The organism is Agrobacterium sp. AGB01 (assembly GCF_014851585.1).
In the GTDB taxonomy this organism is placed as follows: domain Bacteria; phylum Pseudomonadota; class Alphaproteobacteria; order Rhizobiales; family Rhizobiaceae; genus Agrobacterium.
On sequence record NZ_JACVAB010000001.1, the window covers coordinates 1,065,683 to 1,087,753 of the forward strand.

Below are 22,071 nucleotides of genomic sequence, written 5' to 3' on the forward strand. Positions count from 1 at the left end.
ACTGAGGTGATGGGTGATTGAAGCTTTGGTGAAAGTTTTATGATGGCAACGTTATCATCGCCAAATCAGGCGCTTCTCGTAAGCTGCTGGTTCTTTTAATAAAATTTATGACTTTACCAGCGAGCAGACACCCAGTGTCTGGCCGCGACCCTTCACGGCATGTTCGCCCAGATACTCGCTTTTGATCCCCTTTGGCAGCAAAAGGCGGTGAATGAGATCGGACGAGATCAGGATCGGATGGCCAAGCATCTTGCTGAGGGATTCAAGTCGGGCGGTGGTATTCACCGTGTCTCCGAAATAGGTGATCTTGTGATGGTCGACACCGATTTCAGCCGTGATGACAGGACCGCCATGCAGGGCAAAGCGCAACTTTGGCATGACGCCGAAGGTCTTCATCCAGAAGTCCTGCCGTTTTTCGATAGCGACCAGAATGTCGAAGACACATTTGATGCAGGCTGACTTCTTGATGGCATCCTGAAAGGGCCATGTGATGATGGCGGCGTCGCCGATGTAATCATCAATTGCCCCGTTATGCCGACGCACGGGTGCGGCATAGGTGGCGAAGATTTCGCGCAGGAATTCCTGCGCTTTCATATCGCCATGGGTTTCGGCAAATGTCGTGGAGCCAACAAGATCGATAAAGATGAAAACGCGCTCTTCACGCACGGGACGGCGATAACGGCCCAGCAGCAGATCTGTAAAAATGTCGCGGCCGAGCAGTTCTCGCACCCGCATCACGAATACGATGATGCTGCAAACGATGCCTGTGAAAATCAACGTCTGCGGTTCGGCATGAACCGCGCGTTGCCAGTCGACTTTCAAAATGCCGGTTGCCCAAAGCAATGTTCCTCCCACGGCAAATCCGCAGAAAACCAGAACCGCGTACACGATCAGGCCTATTGCTATGTATGCTGGCGTTGGCAGGAAACTGATGCGGTGCGAAAGCCGGGGCAGGATGTAGCCGCGCTCAAAGGCAAGAATAGGCGCACAGGCAAACAGTGCATAGGTCGCGCCAATCAACGGCCCACCACCATATTCCAGAAAGGCATATGCGACGCCGCTGCCGGCAACTGCCAAAAACAGCAGCAGGTAGTCCAGCATTAAAAGGAGCTTTCGCATATGGTTCCGATACTTTCGATGAAATGCCGCCGCCGTCGAGGTCGGCGCGTTGGCTGCCTAGACTGCAACCGAGACTTTAATGTGGAAATCGATTTGCCAAAAGTGACGATTTGGAAAGGTGTTTCAAACGCTTTTTCACTGTTGCCGGATTGCACGTTTGGCTGGCCATCTTGGCCGGTCGGGCAATGACGACAGGACGTTCAACCCGTTTATTGGAAAACGGCTCGCGCGGTTAAATCCGGTCTCCCCAGAGGCCGGATTTTAACAGGGCGACGAGGAGACTGGTTTATATTATTCGGTCGGCAGTTCGACCGCCTCAACCTTCTTGCCGGCAAAACGCAAGGCAACACCACCGTTGATGAGCTTCAACGCAACATCACCGAACAGTTCCTTGCGCCAGCCGGACAGAGCGGCAACCTGGGCCTTTTCACCTTCGGAAGCAATCCTGTCGAGGTCATCGCTGTTGGCGATGATCTTGGCTGCAACACCGTGCTTGTCTGCCGTCAGTTTCAACAGAACCTTGAGAAGTTCAACGGCGGCACCTGAGCCTTCCGGAGAGTGGCTGTGACGTGGCGCTTGTGGCATCTCGGTCTTCGGCAGGGCAAGAGCGGCGTTAACGGTTTCGATGATGGCATTGCCCGACGACGAGCGCTCCCAACCCTTTGGAATGGTGCGCAGGCGCGACAATGCCTCGCTATCCTTGGGCTGTTGCTGGGCAATCTCGAAAATCGCATCGTCTTTCAGAACGCGCGAGCGCGGCACATTGCGGCTGCGCGCTTCACGTTCACGCCATGCGGCCACGAATTTGAGAATGGCAAGTTCGGTTGGCTTGCGCAGGCGCGACTTCAGACGCAACCATGCATCGTCAGGATGCAACTCATAGGTGTCGCGCGACTCGAGGATGTTCATTTCCTCGGTCAGCCACAGCGAGCGGCCTTCGCGCTCAAGCTTGGCCTTCAGCGCCAAATAGACGTCGCGCAGATGGGTCACGTCCGCCAGCGCATAGTCCAGCTGCTTTTCGGACAGCGGACGACGGCTCCAGTCGGTAAAGCGCGACGACTTGTCGATTTGAACGGATTTGATCTTCTGGACAAGCTGGTCGTAGGAGATCGAGTCGCCGAAACCGCACACCATCGCGGCAACCTGCGTGTCGAAGATCGGGTGTGGAATAAGTCCGCCGAGGTGGTGGATGATTTCGATGTCCTGGCGGGCGGCATGGAAAACCTTCACCACATCAGGGTTTGCCATCAGTTCGAACAGCGGCGAAAGGTCGATGTCTTTTGCCATCGGGTCGACCAGCACTTCCAGTGTTGGGCTCGCCATTTGAACAAGACACAATTCAGGCCAGAATGTCGTCTCTCGCAGAAATTCCGTATCGATTGTGATGAAGTCCGATTTTGCAAGTTCCTTGCAGGCGTCGGCAAGTGCTGCTGTCGTTTCGATCATGTTCTTCTGGCCAGTACTGTAACGTATTGCGTCTTACTTTCCCTTTGAGCACCGTATGTCAATACAAACTCGCCATTTCCCAGCCTTTGAGGGGCTGTTTCCAGCACTCAGACGGCATCCTTGTCGTTTTTGTCACGACTTTTCGGTGGTTGCGCCGCCAGTTTGCTGAAATAGGCCGAGGTTCGCAAAAGCGCCCGAAAACGCCAGTTGCGCTCTTCAACAGGCACGCCTGGACGCATCTGAAGGCGGTAGATGGTATAGATAATGAATACGATCTGCACCGCGGCCGTATAGATAAATAGCGCCTTAGGCCCGTAGATATCAATCAGCACCGAGGCAAGCAGTGGCCCGATGGTGGCGCCCAAGGACCAGAAGAACAACAGCCCGGATGCCACCATGGCATGTTCGCCTTCCTTGGCGTGGTCATTGCCGTGCGCCGAACTCAACGAATAGAGCGGCAGGGCAAAGGCACCAAAAACGAAGACGCCGATAATATTGGTCCATTCGTCCGTTCCACCAAAAAACACTAAGAACAGGCCGGTGATGACAGACCCAGCCGTGGTGGCAAGAATGACGATGCGGCGGTCATAACGGTCGGAATAGGCACCCAGCGGATATTGCAGCACCACGCCGCCAATAATGCCGGCACTCATGAAGGTGGCGATGGCGGTGACAGACATGCCGATCTGTTCGGCATAGATCGGACCGATATTTCGAAATGCTGCCATGCTGAGACCGACGGCCACGCAACCAACCACCGCCAAAGGCGAGATGCGCCACACGGCGGCCGGATTGAACTTCATGGCATTGGGCGGGGCAGGGTTGGACTTGTCGGCCAGTGAAATCGGCACAAGCGACAATGTCAGTGCCATGCCGATCAGTGAAAATACCGTCGGCCCTTCAACCCCGGCCATCGGAATAATGTACTGCGCCAGCGTGACGGAGCCGAGGTCGACCAACCTGTAAATGGACAGGGCCCGGGCGCGGTTGGAATTGGTGACCTGTGCGTTGATCCAGCTCTCAATGATGGCAAACAGACCGGCAACCGCAATGCCGATGAGAAAACGCATGGCAAGCCAGAACAGCGGATGCGTGACCAATGCCATGGAAATGGAGGCGGCCGATGAAATCGCTGCAAGGGCCGCGAAGGCCCTGATATGGCCAATTTTTCGCAACAGGCTGGTGACGTAAATGCAGCCGATTGCAAAACCTAAACTGTAACCGGCGCTGATCAGGCCGATGGTGCTGGGTGAAAAGCCCTCGGAGAGACCGCGCAGCGCAATAAATGTGCCTTGCAGACCATTGCCACCGATCAGAATGCCGGCAGTTGCGAGAAGGGGAATCAGCGGGCGGATCTGGCTCATGGGGACGAATCATCGCAGGAGAATGAAAAAAGCGTCTAACGTTCCACAGTCTTAGTGGCATGTCGGCTTGAAGGACAGACGAGAACACGACATTCTTGTGCTTTGCCTTGACAAATCGGGCGAGCCATGCGCTTTTCCGGCAAAATTTGATCGTGCGGCAACAAGGCCGCAGCATGTTTCAGGATAACAAAATGCATCGTTACCGCAGCCACACCTGTGCCGCTCTTCGCAAGTCCGACGTCGGCGCGACTGTCCGCCTTTCCGGTTGGGTTCATCGCGTGCGAGATCATGGCGGCGTCTTGTTCATTGACCTTCGCGACCATTACGGCATTACGCAGGTTGTTGCCGATCCAGACAGCCCGGCGTTCAAAGCCGCTGAAACCGTGCGTGGCGAATGGGTCATCCGCATCGATGGTCTGGTCAAGGCCCGCTCGGAAGACACCGTCAACAAGGGCATGGCAACCGGCGAGATCGAACTTTACGCGCAGGAAATCGAAGTTCTCGGCGTTGCCAAGGAACTGCCGCTGCCGGTGTTCGGTGAGCCTGAATATCCGGAAGACGTGCGCCTGAAGTACCGCTTCATCGATCTTCGTCGTGAAACACTGCACAAGAGCATCGTCAAGCGCACGCAGATCATCTCCTCCATGCGCAATGGCATGGCTGAGGCTGGTTTTGCCGAATACACCACACCAATTCTGACGGCATCTTCACCGGAGGGTGCACGCGACTTCCTCGTGCCAAGCCGTATCCATGAAGGCAAGTTCTTCGCGCTGCCGCAGGCACCGCAACAGTACAAGCAGCTTCTGATGGTTGCCGGTTTCGACCGCTACTTCCAGATCGCGCCTTGCTTCCGTGATGAAGATCCACGCGCCGACCGTCTGCCGGGCGAGTTCTACCAGCTCGACGTGGAAATGAGCTTCGTGACCCAGGAAGATGTCTGGGAAACCATGGAGCCGATGATGACGTCGGTGTTTGAACAGTTTGCCGAAGGCAAGCCAGTTACCAAGCAGTGGCCACGCATTCCTTACGACGAAGCGATCCGTAAATACGGCTCCGACAAGCCGGATCTGCGTAACCCGATCGTCATGGAAGCCGTTACCGAGCATTTCGATGGCTCCGGCTTCAAGGTCTTTGCAAACATGATCGCCTCGAACCCGAAGGTTCAGGTATGGGCCATTCCGGCAAAGACCGGCGGTTCCAGAGCATTCTGCGACCGTATGAACGCTTGGGCACAGTCACAGGGTCAGCCAGGTCTCGGTTACATCTTCTGGAAGGAAGAAGACGGTAAGGTTGGTGGTTCCGGTCCGCTCGCCAAGAACATTGGTGAAGAACGCACCGAAGCGCTGCGCGTACAGCTCGGCCTTGAAGCTGGTGATGCCTGCTTCTTCGTCGCAGGTGATCCGGCCAAGTTCTACAAGTTCGCTGGTGAAGCACGTACCCGTGCTGCTGAAGAACTGAACCTGATCGACCGCGACCGCTTTGAAATGTGCTGGATCGTTGACTTCCCGTTCTTCGAATACAACGAAGAAGAAAAGAAGATTGACTTTGCGCACAACCCGTTCTCCATGCCACAGGGTGGTCTGGACGCGCTGGAAGGCCAGGACCCGCTGTCCATCAAGGCTTATCAGTACGACGCAGTCTGCAACGGCTTCGAAATCGCCTCCGGCTCCATCCGTAACCAGTCGCCTGAACTGATGGTCAAGGCGTTTGAAAAGGTTGGCCTGAGCCAGGCAGACGTTGAAGACCGCTTCGGTGGCCTTTACCGCGCGTTCCAGTACGGTGCACCTCCGCACGGCGGTTGCGCATTCGGTATCGACCGCGTTGTCATGCTGCTCGTCGGTGCCAAGAACCTGCGTGAAATCACGCTGTTCCCGATGAACCAGCAGGCACAGGATCTGTTGATGAACGCACCGGCTCCTGCAACGCCAACACAGTTGCGCGAATTGGCACTGCGTGTTGTTCCAACACAGAAAAAAGACTGATTATGTCTAAGATGTGCGGACCGTCACCCGGTTCGCACCGATCATTTGCAACGGCAGCCCTCGGGCTGCCGTTTTCCGTTTCAGCCTGGTTCGAGTCCGAATAGCCACTAAAGTACTATGATGGGTTGATCGCTTAAAATTCGATTCAACTGCCTTTTGTGCGTCGCAAAAAATTCACGAGATTGTCACGCTGATTTCGGCATTTCTTGAGCTTTGCGGGGGATTCCGTAGACCAACGAAAGGGTCCCCTATGCCAGCTTTTTTTCCTGTTGCCTTGCGCATATCGCACCGTATTTCTCTTTTGGTCCTCGTGGCGCTGCTTGGGTGGGCGGTTGTGGTCGGCACGTTTCTGTTCCAGCGTCACCTTGAGGCCGGTTACAAAAAATCAGCAGAGCGGGTGGAGGAGCGGCAGATTGTCGTTTCCAAGATCGTTTCGGACCTGCATGTCGCACAGCTCGAGGAAAAGGATTTTCTGCTGGCAAAACACATGGCCGCTATCGAGCGTTTTGATGGCGTGGTGAAGGACACCGGCTCGCGGATCGAGACATTACGCGCTGACAACGATACCGGCGCGACCTCGAAGCTGGAAAGCCTGACCAATGCGCTTGGTATCTATTCCACCGCAGTTGCAAGTCTGGTTGCCAAAAACAAGGAGCTGGGGCTGGTTTCATCTGATGGTCTTGAAGGCGCAATGCGCCGCGCCGTCCACAATATCGAAAACCTTGTGTCAGGACTGGAAAACTCCAACATCCGCGCCAGCATGTTGATGATGCGGCGTCACGAAAAGGATTTTATCCTGCGCCAAGACCCTGTCTATGTAGCGAAGCACCGTGACGAGGTCGAAACCTTCAAGGCAGAAGTGAAGAAGGAGTTCCGCCCCGGTGCCGAACGTCAACGCATCATGGATGCGCTGGATATCTACACGGCATCTTTCCGCTTTTACGCCGAAGCGACGATCGTGGAGCAGGGGCTTCGCAAGGACGTCGATAACGCTTACGTCGCCATGCAGCCTTTCGTCAGCGATGTCATGGCCTATTACACGGCCGAGAAAGCCCGCAATGCCAGCGACAATGCTGCTGCAGAACAATGGACCATCCGCATGGTGACGGGGCTGATTGCGCTGACCGTGTTCAGCCTGCTGGTCAGCGTCTATTTTATCGGACGGTCGATCAGCCGCCCTGTCGCTGCCATGACCGATGCGATGCGCAATCTGGCCGATGGTCAAACCTCTCTGGCCGTGCCGGGGCTAAGCCGCCGCGATGAATTCGGCGCCATGGCCAAGGCACTGGAGGTTTTCCGTCTGGCGGCGATCAGCAAACAGAAGCTGGAAGAAGAAGCGGCCCATGCACGCGCCCGTTCAGAGGCAGAACGCAAGCGCCTGCAGGAAGAGGCTGAAAGCCATGCACAGGCACGGCTGATGGAGGCGACGCAAGGGCTGGCATCGGCGCTGCAGCGTCTTGCCAAGGGTGATCTGTCCTTCCAGTTGACCGTTCCATTCTCGCAGGATTTCGAGGCGCTGCGTCACGATCTCAATCAGACCCTGGCACAGTTGAATGGTGCCATGGGCGGCATTGCAGAAGCCGGTTATGCGATTGACGGCGGTGCCCGTGAAATCAGCCAGAGCACCGACGATCTGGCGCGTCGGACAGAACAGCAGGCAGCCTCGCTGGAACAGACTGCCGCCGCACTGGATGAGTTGACTGCCAATGTGCGCCTGTCTGCACAGCGTGCCGCACAGGCGCAGAACATTGCCACACAGGCCGGCAGTGAAGCCGAACAGACTAACCGCCTTCTCGAAGATACAATTAAGGCGGTTTCCCGCATCGAACGGTCCTCCGAGCAGATTGGCAGCATTATCTCTGTCATCGACGAGATTGCCTTCCAGACCAACCTTCTGGCGCTTAATGCCGGTATTGAGGCGGCGCGTGCCGGCGAGGCAGGACGCGGTTTTGCTGTCGTGGCGCAGGAAGTGCGTGAACTGGCGCAACGCTCCGCCAAGGCGGCCGGTGAGATCAAGGCGCTCATCAACAACTCCGGCAGCGAGGTGCGCGAAGGCGGGCGTTTCGTGCGCGAAACCGGCGAAGCCCTGTCACGTATCGGCGGCTCGATTGTCGATATCCGTGAACATGTCAATGCCATTGCTGCAGCATCGCGCGAGCAGGCGATCGGTCTTGGTGAAATCAACAGCGCCATCAACCATCTTGATCAGGCAACGCAGAGCAACGCCGCCATGGTGGAAGAAAACAATGCAGCCGGTTCGGTTCTGTCACGTGAAGCTGGCCGCCTGAATGAACTGCTGCAAATGTTCCAGTTGCAAGAACAGACACCACATCAGCATGAGCATCCGTTATCTCGTCGCGTCGCCTGATGACGCTTGGATCGGCATAAGTTTAGTTCTAAAAAAAAGCCCCGGCAAAACCGGGGCTTTTTGATGCTTGTCTTCAGAGGGACTTGCCGCTTCTGGAGGCGAGGGCACGTTGGCAAGATTGAACCGCGCAACGTGCCGAGCAGGCAAACTTAGTCGTTTGCAGAAACCGTCACGCCAAGAACGGTTGGCAGCGTGTTTGGCGCACCCATGGCCGCACCGATGATCATCGGGAACGGAACCGGGTTCTCTGGAGCCGCAGAAATCGTGAATTTTTTTGGGTCATCTACATAGGCGTTGACTGCGGCTGATACTGCGTTCTGCAGCTCAGGCAGGTTCAACTGTGCCATCATCAACGGCGCCATGCCCTTGATGGTCTGGGCAAGCTGGTCGCTTGTCATGCCCTGCTTTTCGGCCGCAAAATCAAGTGCACGCTTGCTGATGCTGTCGTCGGTGAAGCTGATTTCAGCGTTGACGAAGCTAAGCTGCTGGGCAAGGCCGAGCATCGCAAGGCCAGCGGCCTGATCTGCCTGTTCCTTGTTCGGGTTTTCAGCTTGCGCCTTGACGGTTTCCTGCATCGACTTGATGAAATCGAGTGTGTAGCCGGAGAAGCCAAACGCAAGGCTCAGGCTGCCGATATCATCCAGTTCCAAGGTGTAGTCGCTGATATCGACTTTGCCGGACGCAACTTCCCAGGTGCCTTCCATGCTCATCTGGCCGGCAAGAGACTTGATGGCGAGCTTGTCCAGCGCTTCCTTGCTGGCAGGGTCCTTGACGTCGCTCAGGTCGGCCTGGAAGCCGGTTGCACTCATGTCAAAGCTGATTTCGTTCTTGTCTTCGCTGATGTTCATGGTTGCGGTCGTCTCTTCGAGAGTGACCACGTCCTTGCCGTCAACCTTGACCTTGACTTCACCGCTGTGGGCTTCGTCATAGAACAACAGGCCATCAATCGAGCCGGCGTTGGCCGCAGCAGGAATGGTGATGCCCTTCATGTACATGTCGGTGACGGTAATCGTCGTTTGTTTTTCGGTGAAGTTGATGTCGTCGAATTTTGCGGTGCCGACGTGGTACCCGCCATTGTTCTCTTCAACATCTTCGAACGTGATGTCGCCCAGCGGGAACTTCTGCTCTCCAACAGTTGTCGCGCTGAACGCGGCGCCCTTGAAAACAACCGTCGAGCCGTTTGTTTCGACTGCATCGGCGGTGAGGCCAGCACCCTGCGTCTTATAGGACTCGTTGATCTTCTTCAGAAGGTCGTTACCGTCGAGCGCGAAAGCCGTACCGGAAAATGCCAGAACCGTTGAACTGGCAAGCAAAAGCGCCCGGAAATTGGTCTTCATGGTTGTTTCTTCCCTTTTGTGGTCTGCTTTGAATCTAACGTTCGTCGCATTTATAGGTGCTTGCGGAATGCTGTCCACTCCCCAAACTCTTGGCGGACGGAGGGCAGCAATGTCATTTCTCAATCAGCCTTAATGAATTGTTCAGATTTGGGCATCGCGCTTCAACGATTTTAACGCGGACTGTGTTCCATGTGCCGAATATCGATTGTTCTTCCCGTCATCCACAGGCGAAAGCCCCTGGATTCCTTGCTGGGAATCAGCATTTCGGCTAGTCAAGCAGCATGGGAAAAAATCTTGTTCCTCCGTCTGGCGGAGATGATAACATTCATCCGGTCGATCTCAAGGCTGCGCTCGAAGAGCGTTACCTTGCCTATGCGTTGTCGACCATCATGCACCGCGCCCTGCCGGATGTGCGCGATGGCCTGAAACCGGTGCATCGTCGCATCGTGCATGCCATGAGCGAAATGGGCATCCGCCCGAACTCGGCGTTCAAGAAGTGCGCACGTATCGTTGGTGACGTGATGGGTAAATTCCATCCGCACGGCGACGCCTCGATCTATGATGCGCTGGTTCGCCTGTCGCAGGATTTTGCGATCCGTTATCCGCTGGTCGATGGTCAGGGTAACTTCGGCAACATCGATGGCGATGGTGCAGCGGCGATGCGTTACACCGAAGCGCGCATGACCGAAGTCACGGCGCTGCTGCTCGAAGGTATCGACCAGGACGCGGTTGATTTTCGTCCGACCTATAATGAGGAAGACGAAGAGCCGATCGTTATGCCCGGCGCGTTTCCCAACCTTCTGGCAAATGGTGCGTCCGGTATTGCCGTGGGCATGGCAACGTCCATCCCGCCGCACAATGCCCATGAGATTTGTGATGCTGCCCTGCATCTGATCAAGCATCCCGATGCGCCCGTTGAAAAGCTTCTGGAATTTATGCCAGGTCCGGATTTGCCGACCGGTGGCATTATCGTGGAAAGCCGCGAAAACATTCTCGACGCCTACAAGACAGGTCGTGGTGGTTTCCGCGTTCGCGCAAAGTGGGAAGTCGAAGATCTTGGCCGTGGCGGCTACCAGATCGTCATCACCGAAATTCCCTATCAGGTGCAGAAATCGCGCCTGATTGAAAAGATCGCAGAACTGTTGATTGCCCGCAGACTTCCATTGCTGGAAGACATCCGCGACGAGTCGGCGGAAGACGTGCGTGTCGTGCTGGTTCCAAAGAACCGCACGGTCGACGCAACACTGCTGATGGAATCGCTGTTCAAGCTCACCGATCTTGAAAACCGCATTCCACTCAACATGAACGTGTTGTCGCTCGGCAAAATCCCGAAGGTGATGGCACTGAATGAAGTGCTGTTGGAATGGCTGAGCCATCGCAAGGACGTGCTGGTTCGTCGTTCGCGCTTCCGTCTGGCTGCCATTGATCGCCGTCTGGAAATTCTCGGCGGCTTGCTGATCGCCTATCTCAATATTGATGAGATTATCCGCATCATCCGCGAGGAGGATGAACCGAAGCCGATCATGATGAAGCGCTTCGGGCTGACGGATATCCAGGCCGAAGCCATTCTCAACATGCGTTTGCGCTCCTTGCGCAAACTGGAAGAATTCGAAATCCGCACGGAATTCGATGCTCTGAGCAAGGAAAAGGCCGAGATCGAAGCGCTGCTGGCATCTGACGACAAACAGTGGCAGGTCGTTTCCTTTGAAATTGGCGAAGTGAAAAAGAAATATGCCAAGGCAACCGAACTCGGTCGCCGCCGCACGCAGTTCGCCGATGCACCGGATGCCGACCTCGAAGCCATCCATCAGTCCATGATCGAGAAAGAGCCTGTCACGGTTGTTATCTCCGAGAAGGGCTGGATCAGGGCGCTGAAGGGACACATTTCCGACACGTCGTCGCTGACCTTCAAGGAAGGCGATGGTTTGAAGCTGGCATTCCCGGCACAGACCACCGACAAGTTGTTGCTGGTCACCACCGGCGGCAAAGCCTACACGCTGGGCGCTGACAAGCTGCCGGGTGGCCGTGGTCACGGTGAACCGGTTCGCATCATGGTCGATATGGAGAATGATCAGGACATCCTGACCGCCTTCGTACACGACCCGGCGCGCAAGTTGCTGCTAGCATCCACCGCCAGCAATGGCTTCATCATCACTGAATCGGAAATGATCGCCAATACCCGTAAGGGCAAGCAGATCATGAATGTGTCGATGCCGGATGAAACAAAGCTGGTCGTGCCGGTTCCTGCCAACAGCGACTATGTTGCTGTTGTCGGCGAGAACCGCAAACTTCTGGCTTTCCCACTGGCACAGATGCCTGAAATGTCACGCGGTAAAGGCGTTCGCCTGCAGCGTTACAAGGACGGTGGCATTTCCGATGCGAAATGTTTTGTCTTTGCCGAAGGTCTGGCATGGGAAGACAGCGCAGGGCGCAGCTTCAGCAAGGTTGGCGACGAGCTCACCGAATGGATGGGCGACCGCGCAACCGCCGGCCGCACCGTGCCTAAGGGGTTCCCACGCAGCGGCAAGTTCAGCGGCTAAGTCGGAATTGAAAAACAACAAAAGCGGCGAAACAGACATCTGTTTCGCCGCTTTTTTATATCCGGACTTTGCCTTTAAAAACTGACGGCGGCCTTAAGGCTTTTCCGCACCTTCGTCCTGCTTGTGATCATAAATCTCCCAGCCGCGCGGCGTCAGATGTTCCTGCGGTTGGTAGCGCGTCTTGTAGCCCATTTTCTGGGAGCCATTGACCCAGTAACCGAGATAGACATGCGGCAGGCCAAGGTTGCGGGTGCGGGCAATATGATCAAGGATCATGAAGGTACCGAGCGACCGGCGCTCCATCTCGGGATTAAAGAACGAATAGACCATGGACAGGCCGTCACTCATCACGTCGCTCAGCGCCACGGCCAGCAATTCACCACGCTTGGTGCTGTCAATGCCGGAACCGGGAACCCGCACGCGATATTCAATGACGCGGGTATTCACATGGGTGTCTTCCACCATGACTGCATAATCCAGCGCCGACATGTCGGACATGCCGCCATCATGGTGGCGGCTGTCGAGGTAACGGCGAAACAGCGCAAACTGTTCGGTTGACGGTTCCGTCGTGTGGATGCTGGAGACAATATCGCTGTTGGTTGATAGAACCCGGCGCATCGAACGCGTCGGGGTAAAATGTTCGGCCAGAATGCGAACGGACACGCAGGCGCGGCAGGTTTCACAGGCCGGGCGATAGGCAATGTTTTGCGAACGGCGAAAACCACCCTGGGTCAACAGGTCATTCATTTCAGCAGCACGAGGCCCGACAAGGTGTGTGAACACTTTGCGTTCAAGTTCGCCGGAAAGATAGGGACAAGTGGCCGGTGCCGTCAGGTAGAACTGCGGGGAAGGCGTTGTCTGGGTATTCATCGAACCTTGGTTGCTCCCTTCGCCTGTCGCATATTGTGACAGAATGGCAAAAACCGGAAAAACGTCAACTGGCCGATTGTACTACCGCGTCATTTACTACTGAACTGTTTGCAACCGAACCTCGATTATGAGGTACGGATCGCAACAGTGCCAAGCAAAAGGTCATGGATCAGGCGTGAGCGATCGGTAAACAGGCCCACCAGAAGAATAAGTGGCGTCAGTACCGAGTTCAGCACCCAGAACAGAACGATGTGCGCAGTCGCAATCAGGAAGTCTATTTTACGGCCATCGGTGCGCGCCATGGCAATGCCCATGGCTTTCATGCCCGGAGACGCCTGCGATGAACCGCCAAGTGTCACGCCGAAATAGAGCAGTGCGACAATAATATAGAGGGCAGGGTAGAGGAACCACGCTAAGCCGAGTGTGATAACGCCAAGGAAAAACACCAGAACCGCTGCTGGCACCCACAACACGGCAATCAGCAGGTAGTCGATGCAGAACGCAAAAACACGACGGCTCAACACGCCGCTATAAGCGCGCCAGTCCTGCGGCACTGCATAGGTGTTGTTTGGTTCAATACTCATCGCGTTTCTCCTGTTTGCTTTTGATATGGTGAGAAACGCGCGAGTTTCAATCTGTTTCCCTGGCGTTTCGCGTCATTTCCCTTTGGCGAGCGCGCGAGCGACTTCAACGGCGAAGTAGGTCAGGATGCCATCGCAGCCAGCGCGTTTGAAACACAGAAGCGTTTCCATCATCACCCGGTCGCCATCGATCCAACCCTGCATGGCGGCAGCCTTGATCTGGGTGTATTCGCCAGATACCTGATACGCGAAAGTCGGCAAACCGAATGCCTCCTTCAGACGCCAGCAAATATCGAGATAGGGCAGACCCGGCTTGACCATCAGCATATCGGCGCCTTCCTCGACATCGAGGGCTGCGTCACGCACCGCTTCTGTGCCGTTGGCCGGGTTGATGTAATAGCTGTTCTTGTCGCCCTTCAGCAGACCGCCGGTGCTGATCGCTTCGCGGTAGGGGCCGTAAAAGCCCGAGGAGAATTTGGTGGCATAGGACATGATGCCAACATTCTGGTGACCGGCGGCATCAAGGCCGCGCCTGATAGCACCAATACGTCCGTCCATCATTTCCGATGGGGCAATAATGTCGGAGCCGGCATCGGCCTGCAGAATGGCCGCCTTGACGACATGGTCGACGGTCTCGTCATTGACAATATCATTACCGCGCAAAATGCCGTCATGGCCGTGGCTGGTGAACGGATCAAGCGCCACGTCAGTAATCATGCCAATATTTGGCACGGCTTTCTTGACGGCGGCAGTTGCCAGATTGATGAGGTTATTGGCCTCAAGAACCTGGGAGCCCGTTTCGTCACGCAGGTTCATTTCTATATTCGGAAAGGTGGCAATTGCCGGAATGCCGAGATCGGCCGCTTCACGTGCAGCCTCGACAAGACGGTCCACACTCATGCGGTTGACACCGGGCATGGCAGGGATCGGATCGGTAATGCCGGTGCCCGGCACCACAAAAACCGGCCAGATGAGGTCATCAACGGTCAGTCTCGATTCCTGAACCAGGCGGCGTGTCCAATCTGCCTTGCGATTGCGCCGCATGCGGCGGTGTCCTGTTACATCATCAACGAGGTGTGTCTTGTCATTCATAATAATCGTCCTTCCTGCCTGCCATCAGCGGATGGCAGGTATGATGAGAGCCTCATTAACATGCTTGCCCAGACTTGACGAATGTACGCTTCGCCGCACCCTCGAAAAATATGCGATAAAATTCTTGGATAGGACCAGTGACCGGAAACAAGCCGCTGGTCGCTTGCAACGGTTCGACGTATCGTCCCGCCATGGAACATGATTCTTCGCCCGTGCTGAAAAGATCGCTGACGGAAATCCTTTTCGTGGGTTTCCTGCGGCTGGTCGCCATCTCCTGTTTCTGGTTCGGTTTGCAATATTGGGCGATGTTGACTGGCTATTCGCTGGGTGGGCGCGGGCGCTTTGATATGCTCAACCTGCCATGGCGTGTTGCCGGCAGTGGTCTGGCCGTACTGTTCCCTGTTGCCGCACTTGGATTATGGGTCGGTGCATCCTGGGGTGCCGTCATCTGGGTTATCGGCGCCGGTGCGCAGGTTGCCATGTATCGGATTTGGCCAGATATCTTCGGACACAACACAATTGTCCCAATTATGCACGGGCTTGTTGCGGCCGTTTATGCCCTGTTTCGGGCCTCTTTCTGGTTCGATAACCGCCAGAACGAGGATCGGGTAAGGTCTGATTTACCATAATAATAAAGCTTTCAAGGCCGAAATCGTTCAAATTTTAATGTTTAGAGCATTGATTTAATTGATATATTTTTGGACGCCCTGCTATTGGTCAAAAGTCCCTCCACAAGGGGAAATATGCGGTAAGGATTTGTTAAGCCTGCATTTTAAGTAGAATTTTATGCGCATTCGATAGGTTCTCACTCAAGGCGGAACACAAAACAAAAACCGCCAAACAAAAACAGTGAGGCAGTCATGATCAATAGCAAAGTAAAGCCACAGGCAGCAGTTTCGGACGTACAGGAAGAATCAATCCGTTCGCTCTACATGGAATCGCTGCACCTCGTAGAACGTCTTCACCGTCGTCTTCTTGATGTTATCAAGGACGAGTTCGACCGTCAGGGTCGTGATGACGTCAATGCCGTTCAGGCACTTCTGCTCTTCAACATCGGCAACTCTGAACTGACCGCCGGTGAACTGCGTTCGCGTGGTTACTACCTCGGTTCGAACGTCTCCTACAACGTCAAGAAGCTGGTTGACCTTGGCTTCATCAACCACCAGCGCTCGCGCATCGACCGTCGTTCGGTTCGCATCAGCCTGACGGACAAGGGCCAGCAGATCGCTGAAACCGTTGCCCGCCTCTACGAGCGCCACATCGGTTCGATTGAAAAGGTCGGCGGCATCGGCACCGGCGAGTTCTCTGAAATGAACCGTCTGCTGCAGCGTCTGGACCGTTTCTGGAACGACTCGATCGCTTACCGCCTGTAATCGGCCTTAAAAATTCTGCACTCAAAACCGGATGCGGCTGACGTCGCGTCCGGTTTTGTCGTTACTGGCGTGTTGCCTCAATGCCTCGTCACAATTTTTGCTTGTCACACAGCTTCGTGAGCAAAGGGTTGGTGACACGAATTGGCCATATTGATATGAGACCGCAAATTCACACTAAACCGGTGGTTTGTCTGGCGTTGCGGCCCTTTTGGTCCAGCGATTTCGGTGAGCGTATTTGCCGACCGGTTCACGCTGTGAGCGTGTTTGTTAAACATATGGCTTTAGGCATTGTTCATAGTGCCTCTAGAATGGCTGGTAGGGTAAATATGACAAAGAAGATCGGAACTGAAGTTCTCTCCCGCCGTACGCTGCTGCGTTCGGCTGTTTCTGTCGGGGCGGCGGCTCTAGCTGCACCAGCTCTGGCGCAGACCGCAATCGATGATCTGATCGGTGCACCGCGTCGCGGCAATTGGGATGATCAGTTCGACGCACAGGCATCGCGTGCGTCAGTTGGTGTTGTGTCCAACAGCCCGGTCCTTGGCCTTGATGCGCCGATGAATATCCAGCAGGCCATTCTTGTCCATCAGAACATCGTTTCCAACGGGGGCTGGCCGCAGGTCAATGCGGGCCAACAGCGCCTTCAGCTTGGCGTTACCGACGGCGCGGTGCAGGATCTGCGTCGCCGTCTGGTGATCTCTGGCGACCTTGACCAGTCTGCCGGCATGTCCAGCTCTTTCGACAGCTATGTTGACGGTTCGGTGAAGCGTTTTCAGGCCCGTCATGGTCTGCCTGCCGATGGTGTGATCGGCGAATTTACGCTGAAGGCGATGAACGTACCCGCCCAGACGCGTCTTTCGCAGCTGCAGACCAACCTTGTGCGCATTCAATCCAGATCGGGTGATCTTGGCCAGCGTTACGTGATGGTCAACATTCCGGCTGCCTATATTGAAGCGGTTGAAAATGATCGCGTTGTTCTGCGCAACACGGCTGTCGTGGGTCGTGCAAGCCGCCCAACGCACGTCATCAACTCCAAGATCTATGAGGTTATCCTCAACCCTTACTGGACCTCGCCACGCTCCATCATCGAAAAGGACATCGTTCCTTTGATGCAGAAGGATCCGACCTATCTTGAGCGGAACAATATCCGCCTCATCGATGGCAAGGGCCAAGAGGTTTCGCCGACGACAGTTGACTGGTTTGCGCCAAAGGCACCGAACCTGATGTTCCGTCAGGACCCGGGCAAGAACAACGCAATGTCCTCGACGAAGATCAACTTCCATAACCCGAACAATGAATATATGCACGACACGCCGCAGCAGGGGCTTTTCAACAAGCTGATGCGCTTCGAATCGTCAGGCTGTGTTCGCGTTCAGAACGTTCGCGATCTGACGAGCTGGATGCTGCGTGACACGCCCGGCTGGTCGCGTCAGGAAATCGAGCGGGTTATTTCCACCCGCCAGAACACGCCGATCAAGCTGGCGCAGGAACTGCCGGTTTATTTCGTTTACATCACAGCCTGGTCCGCAAAGGACGGCGTTGTGCAGTTCCGTGATGATATCTACGGCAATGATGGCAATGCGGAACTGGCGCTGAACACCACCAGCGGCATGGAACAGCCATCCGGCTCGATCGATGACGATCTCGTGCCGCGTAACTGATCGGTACTGAAAGACTTAATTGAAAGCCGCGTTCTTGATGGACGCGGCTTTTTTGTTTGTCGAAGAATGTCTCCTCAAAACAGCCGACGATTTTGTATGAAAGACGCACCATGCAACAAAGATTTGAAGCGCAATGCATGAGGGTGACTAAGCGCGGCGTATTTTAATGGCAGTACGTGACGATTTTTTCGTCAAACGTCGCAGTTTGACGGGCAAATCTCGTTGCCTGTATTGCTCTTGAAAGGGCAGGGCGTTAAGACGCCATCGCATTACTGTTTCAGGAGCTTCCATCATGTCGAACACAGATGCCTTCTTCTCTCGCCCACTAGCCGAAGTCGATCCGGATATTTTCGGTGCGATCGAGAAGGAGCTTGGTCGCCAACGTCACGAAATCGAATTGATCGCCTCGGAAAACATTGTTTCCCGCGCTGTACTTGAAGCGCAGGGCTCGATCATGACCAACAAATATGCCGAGGGATATCCGGGCAAGCGCTATTATGGTGGCTGCCAGTTCGTGGATATCGCTGAAGACCTGGCCATCGAGCGTGCCAAGAAGCTGTTCGGCGTCAACTTCGCCAACGTTCAGCCAAACTCCGGTTCGCAGATGAACCAGGCCGTGTTCCTGGCGCTCTTGCAGCCGGGCGATACCTTCATGGGTCTTGACCTGAACTCGGGAGGTCACTTGACCCACGGTTCGCCTGTCAACATGTCCGGCAAGTGGTTCAACGTTGTGTCCTACGGTGTTCGCGAAGGCGACAACCTGCTGGATATGGACGAAGTTGAGCGCAAGGCCAAGGAAACCAAGCCGAAGCTCATTCTGGCTGGCGGCACGGCTTACTCCCGCATCTGGGACTGGAAGCGTTTCCGCGAGATTGCTGACGAAGTTGGCGCTTACCTCATGGTCGACATGGCGCACATTGCCGGTCTCGTTGCCGGTGGTCAGCACCCATCGCCATTCCCGCATTGCCACGTTGCCACCACCACCACGCACAAGTCGCTGCGCGGCCCACGTGGCGGCATGATCCTCACCAATGACGAGGATCTGGCCAAGAAGTTCAACTCGGCTGTATTCCCTGGTCTCCAGGGCGGCCCGCTGATGCACGTCATCGCCGCCAAGGCGGTTGCCTTCGGTGAAGCCCTGCAGCCTGAGTTCAAGGATTATGCAGCGCAGGTCGTCAAGAACGCCAAGGCTCTGTCCGAAACGCTGATCGAAGGCGGTCTGGATGTTGTTTCCGGCGGTACCGACAACCACCTGATGCTGGTTGACCTTCGCAAGAAGAACGCCACCGGCAAGCGTGCAGAGGCTGCTCTCGGCCGCGCTTACATCACCTGCAACAAGAACGGCATTCCATTCGACCCTGAAAAGCCTTTCGTCACGTCCGGCGTGCGCCTTGGCACACCAGCCGGCACGACGCGCGGTTTCAAGGAAGCGGAATTCCGTGAAATCGGCAAGCTGATCGTTGAGACGCTGGATGGCCTGAAGGTCGCCAACTCCGACGAAGGCAATGCTGCCGTCGAAGCTGCAGTTCGTGAAAAGGTCGTCGCACTGACCGGCCGTTTCCCGATGTACCCGTATATGTAAGGAAGAATAGCTGATGCGTTGCCCTTTTTGCGGTTCGGAAGACACGCAGGTCAAGGACTCTCGACCCGCGGAGGATAATACCTCCATCCGCCGGCGGCGCATCTGCCCTGATTGCGGCGGTCGCTTTACCACCTATGAACGCGTGCAGTTGCGCGAGTTGATGGTGCTGAAAAAGAGCGGCCGCAAGCTGCCGTTCGACCGGGACAAGCTGGTGCGATCTTTCGAGATCGCGCTGCGCAAGCGCCCGGTTGATCGTGACCGGATTGAACGCGCCGTTTCCGGCATCGTTCGCAGGCTGGAAAGTTCTGGCGAGACGGAAATTCCGTCGGAAGAAATTGGCCTGCAGGTTCTCGAGGCTTTGAAAAGCCTCGATGACGTGGCTTTCGTGCGTTACGCATCGGTCTATCGTGATTTCTCCCATGCGGAGGACTTCGAGAACGTTATTGCCGAGATCAACGCCAAGATTGCCCGTGATACGGATGCGGGGGCCTAAGCGTGACCAGCCCTGCCGATGATGAAAAATTCATGGCGCGGGCAATTGAGGTTGCGCGCCGCCATCTCGGTCTAACCGATACAAATCCCTCCGTTGGCTGTGTTATCGTCAAGGACGGCAACATCGTTGCCGAAGCATCGACATCGGTGAGTGGTCGCCCGCATGCCGAGCGCAACGCGCTGGCGCTGGCCGGCGAAGCTGCCCTCGGCGCAACTGCCTATGTGACGCTGGAACCCTGTTCACATTACGGAAAGACACCGCCTTGCGCTAATGCATTGGTTGAAGCTGGTGTGGCACGCGTGGTGGTGGCGGTAAATGATCCCGATGAACGTGTGTCGGGCCGTGGGTACCAGATCCTGCGTGATGCTGGCATTCAGGTGGAAACCGGATTGCTGCGCAAAGAGGCGCAGCGCGGGCTTGCCGGATACCTCATCCGCAAAACGAAGAACCGCCCGCAGGTGATTCTGAAACTTGCCGTTTCCTCGGATGGCAAGATAGGCAGGGAAGGTGAGGGACAGATTGCCATCACCGGACCAGAGGCACGTCAGGCCGTGCAGACCCTGCGCGCTGAATGTGACGCCATCCTTGTCGGTATTGGCACCGTTCTGGCCGATGACCCTGAACTGACTGTGCGTATTCCAGGCATGGAACACCGTTCTCCTATTCGCATCGTGCTGGACCGCAATTTGCAAATCCCAACGTCGTCGAAGCTGGTTCGCACGGCACGTGACGTGCCCGTCATTGTGGTGACCAGCAACCAGACCGCACGGGCAGATGAAGCCTGGCATCTGATGCAGGGCGGGCTTTTGGCCGGTGTCGGCGTTGAACTTCTCGATGCTGTTGGCCTCGCCAGCCTTTTGCACTCGCTGGGTGAGCGCGGCATGTCCAACCTTCTGGTGGAAGGCGGTGCGGCTGTTGCCCGCTCATTCCTGGAAGCTGGACTAGTCGATCGTATCCTGCTGTTTGAAGGGCCTGACGCGATCGGTGCCGGTGGGGTTGAATCACCGCTTGCGCGCAACGATATGCCCAAGGAATTTACGTTCGTCGGTGAGACGGCCTTTGGGGCCGACCGCTGCTTTGAATATGAAAGGCCGCTTTGATGTTTACCGGAATTGTCACCGATGTTGGAACTGTTGCTCAACTCTCGGAACTGCCGGAAGGTGTGCGTCTGCGGGTCTCGACCAATTACGACCCCAAGACAATCGACATGGGTGCATCGATCTCCCACGGCGGCATCTGCCTGACCGTGACCAAACTGCCGGATGAAGGCAGCAATGAACGCTGGTATGAGGTGGAAGCCTGGGAAGAAGCCCTGCGCCTGACCACCATTTCAAGCTGGCAGAAGGGCGCGAAGGTCAATCTGGAGCGCGCCTTGAAGATCGGTGATGAGCTCGGCGGCCACATCGTGTCCGGCCATGTCGATGGCAAGGCTGAAATCCTGTCGGTTGAGTCGGAAGGCGAAGCAGTTCGCATTCGCCTACGTGCGCCCGAAAACCTCGCACGTTTTGTTGCGCCAAAGGGCTCCGTGGCGCTGGATGGAACCTCGCTCACCGTCAACGCCGTTGAAGGTACCGATTTCGACGTTCTGCTCATCCGTCACACGCTGGCCGTCACCACATGGGGTGAACGCAAGGCTGGTGACTTCGTGAATTTCGAAGTCGACACCATGGCCCGTTATGCCGCTAGGCTGGCTGAGTTCCCGGCCGCGACAGCACAATAACCTCTCCGTGGTATTCACTCCGGGCAAACTCCTGAAAGCCCAGCTTTGCCGCCAGTTTTAGGGAAGGCTGGTTTTCAGGATTGATGATCGCCGTCATGGTCATGGCGGGAAAGCTCTGCTCGCCCCAGGCGATCAAAGCTTGCAGTGCTTCAAGCGCATAGCCCTTGCCATGTTGGTCGGGCGACAACAGCCAGCCTGTTTCCAACGTGCCTTCAATGGAAGGTTTCATATCGCGCTTGGCTTCATGGAAACCGGCTTCACCAATAACCCTGCCACTCTGCTTTTCTTCAATGATCAGAAAACCGAAGCGGAAATGGTGCCAGTGACCAGCCGCACGCAGCAGCCGTGCCCACGTCTGTTCCGGCGTCGAGGGTGAGCCGCCAATATAACGCACCACATCTTCATTTCCCCAAAGTGCAGCATAGGTCTCGAAATCCTCAAGCCGGTGCGCGCGCAAAGTCAGGCGTGGTGTTTCCAGTGTCGGGATAGGGATCATGGTGTCTGCGTCTGCAATTTTGGTTTCATGGGACGTGCTCTTTAGAACCA

Annotated in this window: 18 protein-coding genes; 10 read left to right on the top strand and 8 right to left on the bottom strand. The window is 55.8% G+C overall.

Annotated features, from left to right (window positions below):
* Positions 1-105: 105 nt before the first annotated feature.
* From IB237_RS05035 to IB237_RS05045, 3 genes are all read right to left on the bottom strand, one after another.
* On the bottom strand, positions 106-1,119 hold the full coding sequence (locus IB237_RS05035) for an adenylate/guanylate cyclase domain-containing protein (protein WP_192487475.1): 1,014 nt from the start codon (positions 1,117-1,119) through the stop codon (positions 106-108).
* Positions 1,120-1,410: 291 nt separating this feature from the next.
* Entirely contained in the window at positions 1,411-2,565 is a 1,155-nt protein-coding gene (gene rnd, locus IB237_RS05040) for a ribonuclease D (RefSeq protein WP_192487476.1), read from the bottom strand.
* Positions 2,566-2,672: 107 nt separating this feature from the next.
* Positions 2,673-3,929: an MFS transporter gene (locus tag IB237_RS05045; RefSeq protein WP_192487477.1), complete on the bottom strand. Its 1,257-nt coding sequence runs from the start codon at positions 3,927-3,929 to the stop codon at positions 2,673-2,675.
* Positions 3,930-4,120: 191 nt separating this feature from the next.
* Here IB237_RS05045 and aspS point away from each other — a divergent pair, with 191 nt between their 5' ends.
* Both aspS and IB237_RS05055 read left to right on the top strand, forming a co-directional pair.
* Entirely contained in the window at positions 4,121-5,911 is a 1,791-nt protein-coding gene (aspS, locus tag IB237_RS05050) for an aspartate--tRNA ligase (protein ID WP_192487478.1), read from the top strand.
* A 250-nt stretch (positions 5,912-6,161) separates the two neighbouring features.
* A complete protein-coding gene (locus tag IB237_RS05055) occupies positions 6,162-8,279 on the top strand; it encodes a methyl-accepting chemotaxis protein (protein ID WP_192487479.1) in 2,118 nt (705 codons plus the stop codon).
* Between the two features lie 149 nt (positions 8,280-8,428).
* Here the strand turns inward: IB237_RS05055 and IB237_RS05060 are convergent, their stop codons facing one another.
* Positions 8,429-9,616: a hypothetical protein gene (locus IB237_RS05060; protein WP_192487480.1), complete on the bottom strand. Its 1,188-nt coding sequence runs from the start codon at positions 9,614-9,616 to the stop codon at positions 8,429-8,431.
* 281 nt (positions 9,617-9,897) lie between these two features.
* Between IB237_RS05060 and parC the strand changes: the two genes are divergently transcribed.
* Positions 9,898-12,156 (top strand): DNA topoisomerase IV subunit A, encoded by a 2,259-nt coding sequence (parC, locus tag IB237_RS05065; protein WP_192487481.1) that lies wholly within the window; start codon positions 9,898-9,900, stop codon positions 12,154-12,156.
* Positions 12,157-12,249: 93 nt separating this feature from the next.
* Here the strand turns inward: parC and IB237_RS05070 are convergent, their stop codons facing one another.
* From IB237_RS05070 to hemB, 3 genes are all read right to left on the bottom strand, one after another.
* The gene (locus IB237_RS05070) at positions 12,250-13,026 is read right to left on the bottom strand and encodes an arginyltransferase (protein ID WP_192487482.1); all 777 of its coding nucleotides are present in this window, start codon (positions 13,024-13,026) and stop codon (positions 12,250-12,252) included.
* Positions 13,027-13,151: 125 nt separating this feature from the next.
* Complete coding sequence (locus IB237_RS05075) at positions 13,152-13,610, bottom strand: RDD family protein (protein WP_192487483.1); 459 nt, start codon at positions 13,608-13,610, stop codon at positions 13,152-13,154.
* Between the two features lie 72 nt (positions 13,611-13,682).
* Positions 13,683-14,699, bottom strand: a complete 1,017-nt coding sequence (hemB, locus tag IB237_RS05080; protein WP_192487484.1) for a porphobilinogen synthase — start codon at positions 14,697-14,699, stop codon at positions 13,683-13,685.
* 191 nt (positions 14,700-14,890) lie between these two features.
* Between hemB and IB237_RS05085 the strand changes: the two genes are divergently transcribed.
* The 7 genes from IB237_RS05085 (at position 14,891) to IB237_RS05115 (ending at position 21,525) form a co-directional block, all read left to right on the top strand.
* Positions 14,891-15,328 carry a DUF6163 family protein gene (locus IB237_RS05085; RefSeq protein ID WP_192487882.1) on the top strand — a complete coding sequence of 146 codons (438 nt, stop codon included), beginning with the start codon at positions 14,891-14,893 and terminating at the stop codon, positions 15,326-15,328.
* Positions 15,329-15,562: 234 nt separating this feature from the next.
* The gene (ldtR, locus tag IB237_RS05090; protein ID WP_192487883.1) at positions 15,563-16,072 is read left to right on the top strand and encodes a transcriptional regulator LdtR; all 510 of its coding nucleotides are present in this window, start codon (positions 15,563-15,565) and stop codon (positions 16,070-16,072) included.
* Positions 16,073-16,398: 326 nt separating this feature from the next.
* Positions 16,399-17,730, top strand: a complete 1,332-nt coding sequence (locus IB237_RS05095) for a murein L,D-transpeptidase (RefSeq protein WP_192487485.1) — start codon at positions 16,399-16,401, stop codon at positions 17,728-17,730.
* A gap of 292 nt (positions 17,731-18,022) precedes the next feature.
* Positions 18,023-19,312 carry a serine hydroxymethyltransferase gene (glyA, locus tag IB237_RS05100; RefSeq protein WP_192487486.1) on the top strand — a complete coding sequence of 430 codons (1,290 nt, stop codon included), beginning with the start codon at positions 18,023-18,025 and terminating at the stop codon, positions 19,310-19,312.
* Positions 19,313-19,325: 13 nt separating this feature from the next.
* A complete protein-coding gene (nrdR, locus tag IB237_RS05105) occupies positions 19,326-19,805 on the top strand; it encodes a transcriptional regulator NrdR (RefSeq protein WP_192487487.1) in 480 nt (159 codons plus the stop codon).
* 2 nt (positions 19,806-19,807) lie between these two features.
* Positions 19,808-20,905 (top strand): bifunctional diaminohydroxyphosphoribosylaminopyrimidine deaminase/5-amino-6-(5-phosphoribosylamino)uracil reductase RibD, encoded by a 1,098-nt coding sequence (gene ribD / locus IB237_RS05110; RefSeq protein ID WP_192487488.1) that lies wholly within the window; start codon positions 19,808-19,810, stop codon positions 20,903-20,905.
* The gene (locus IB237_RS05115) at positions 20,905-21,525 is read left to right on the top strand and encodes a riboflavin synthase (RefSeq protein WP_192487489.1); all 621 of its coding nucleotides are present in this window, start codon (positions 20,905-20,907) and stop codon (positions 21,523-21,525) included. The genes ribD and IB237_RS05115 overlap by 1 nt, the downstream gene beginning before the upstream one ends.
* On the opposite strand, the gene IB237_RS05120 is transcribed toward IB237_RS05115, so the two are convergent.
* Positions 21,488-22,021 (bottom strand): GNAT family N-acetyltransferase, encoded by a 534-nt coding sequence (locus tag IB237_RS05120; RefSeq protein WP_192487884.1) that lies wholly within the window; start codon positions 22,019-22,021, stop codon positions 21,488-21,490. The two genes, IB237_RS05115 and IB237_RS05120, sit on opposite strands and share 38 nt — an antisense overlap.
* Positions 22,022-22,071: the final 50 nt, after the last annotated feature.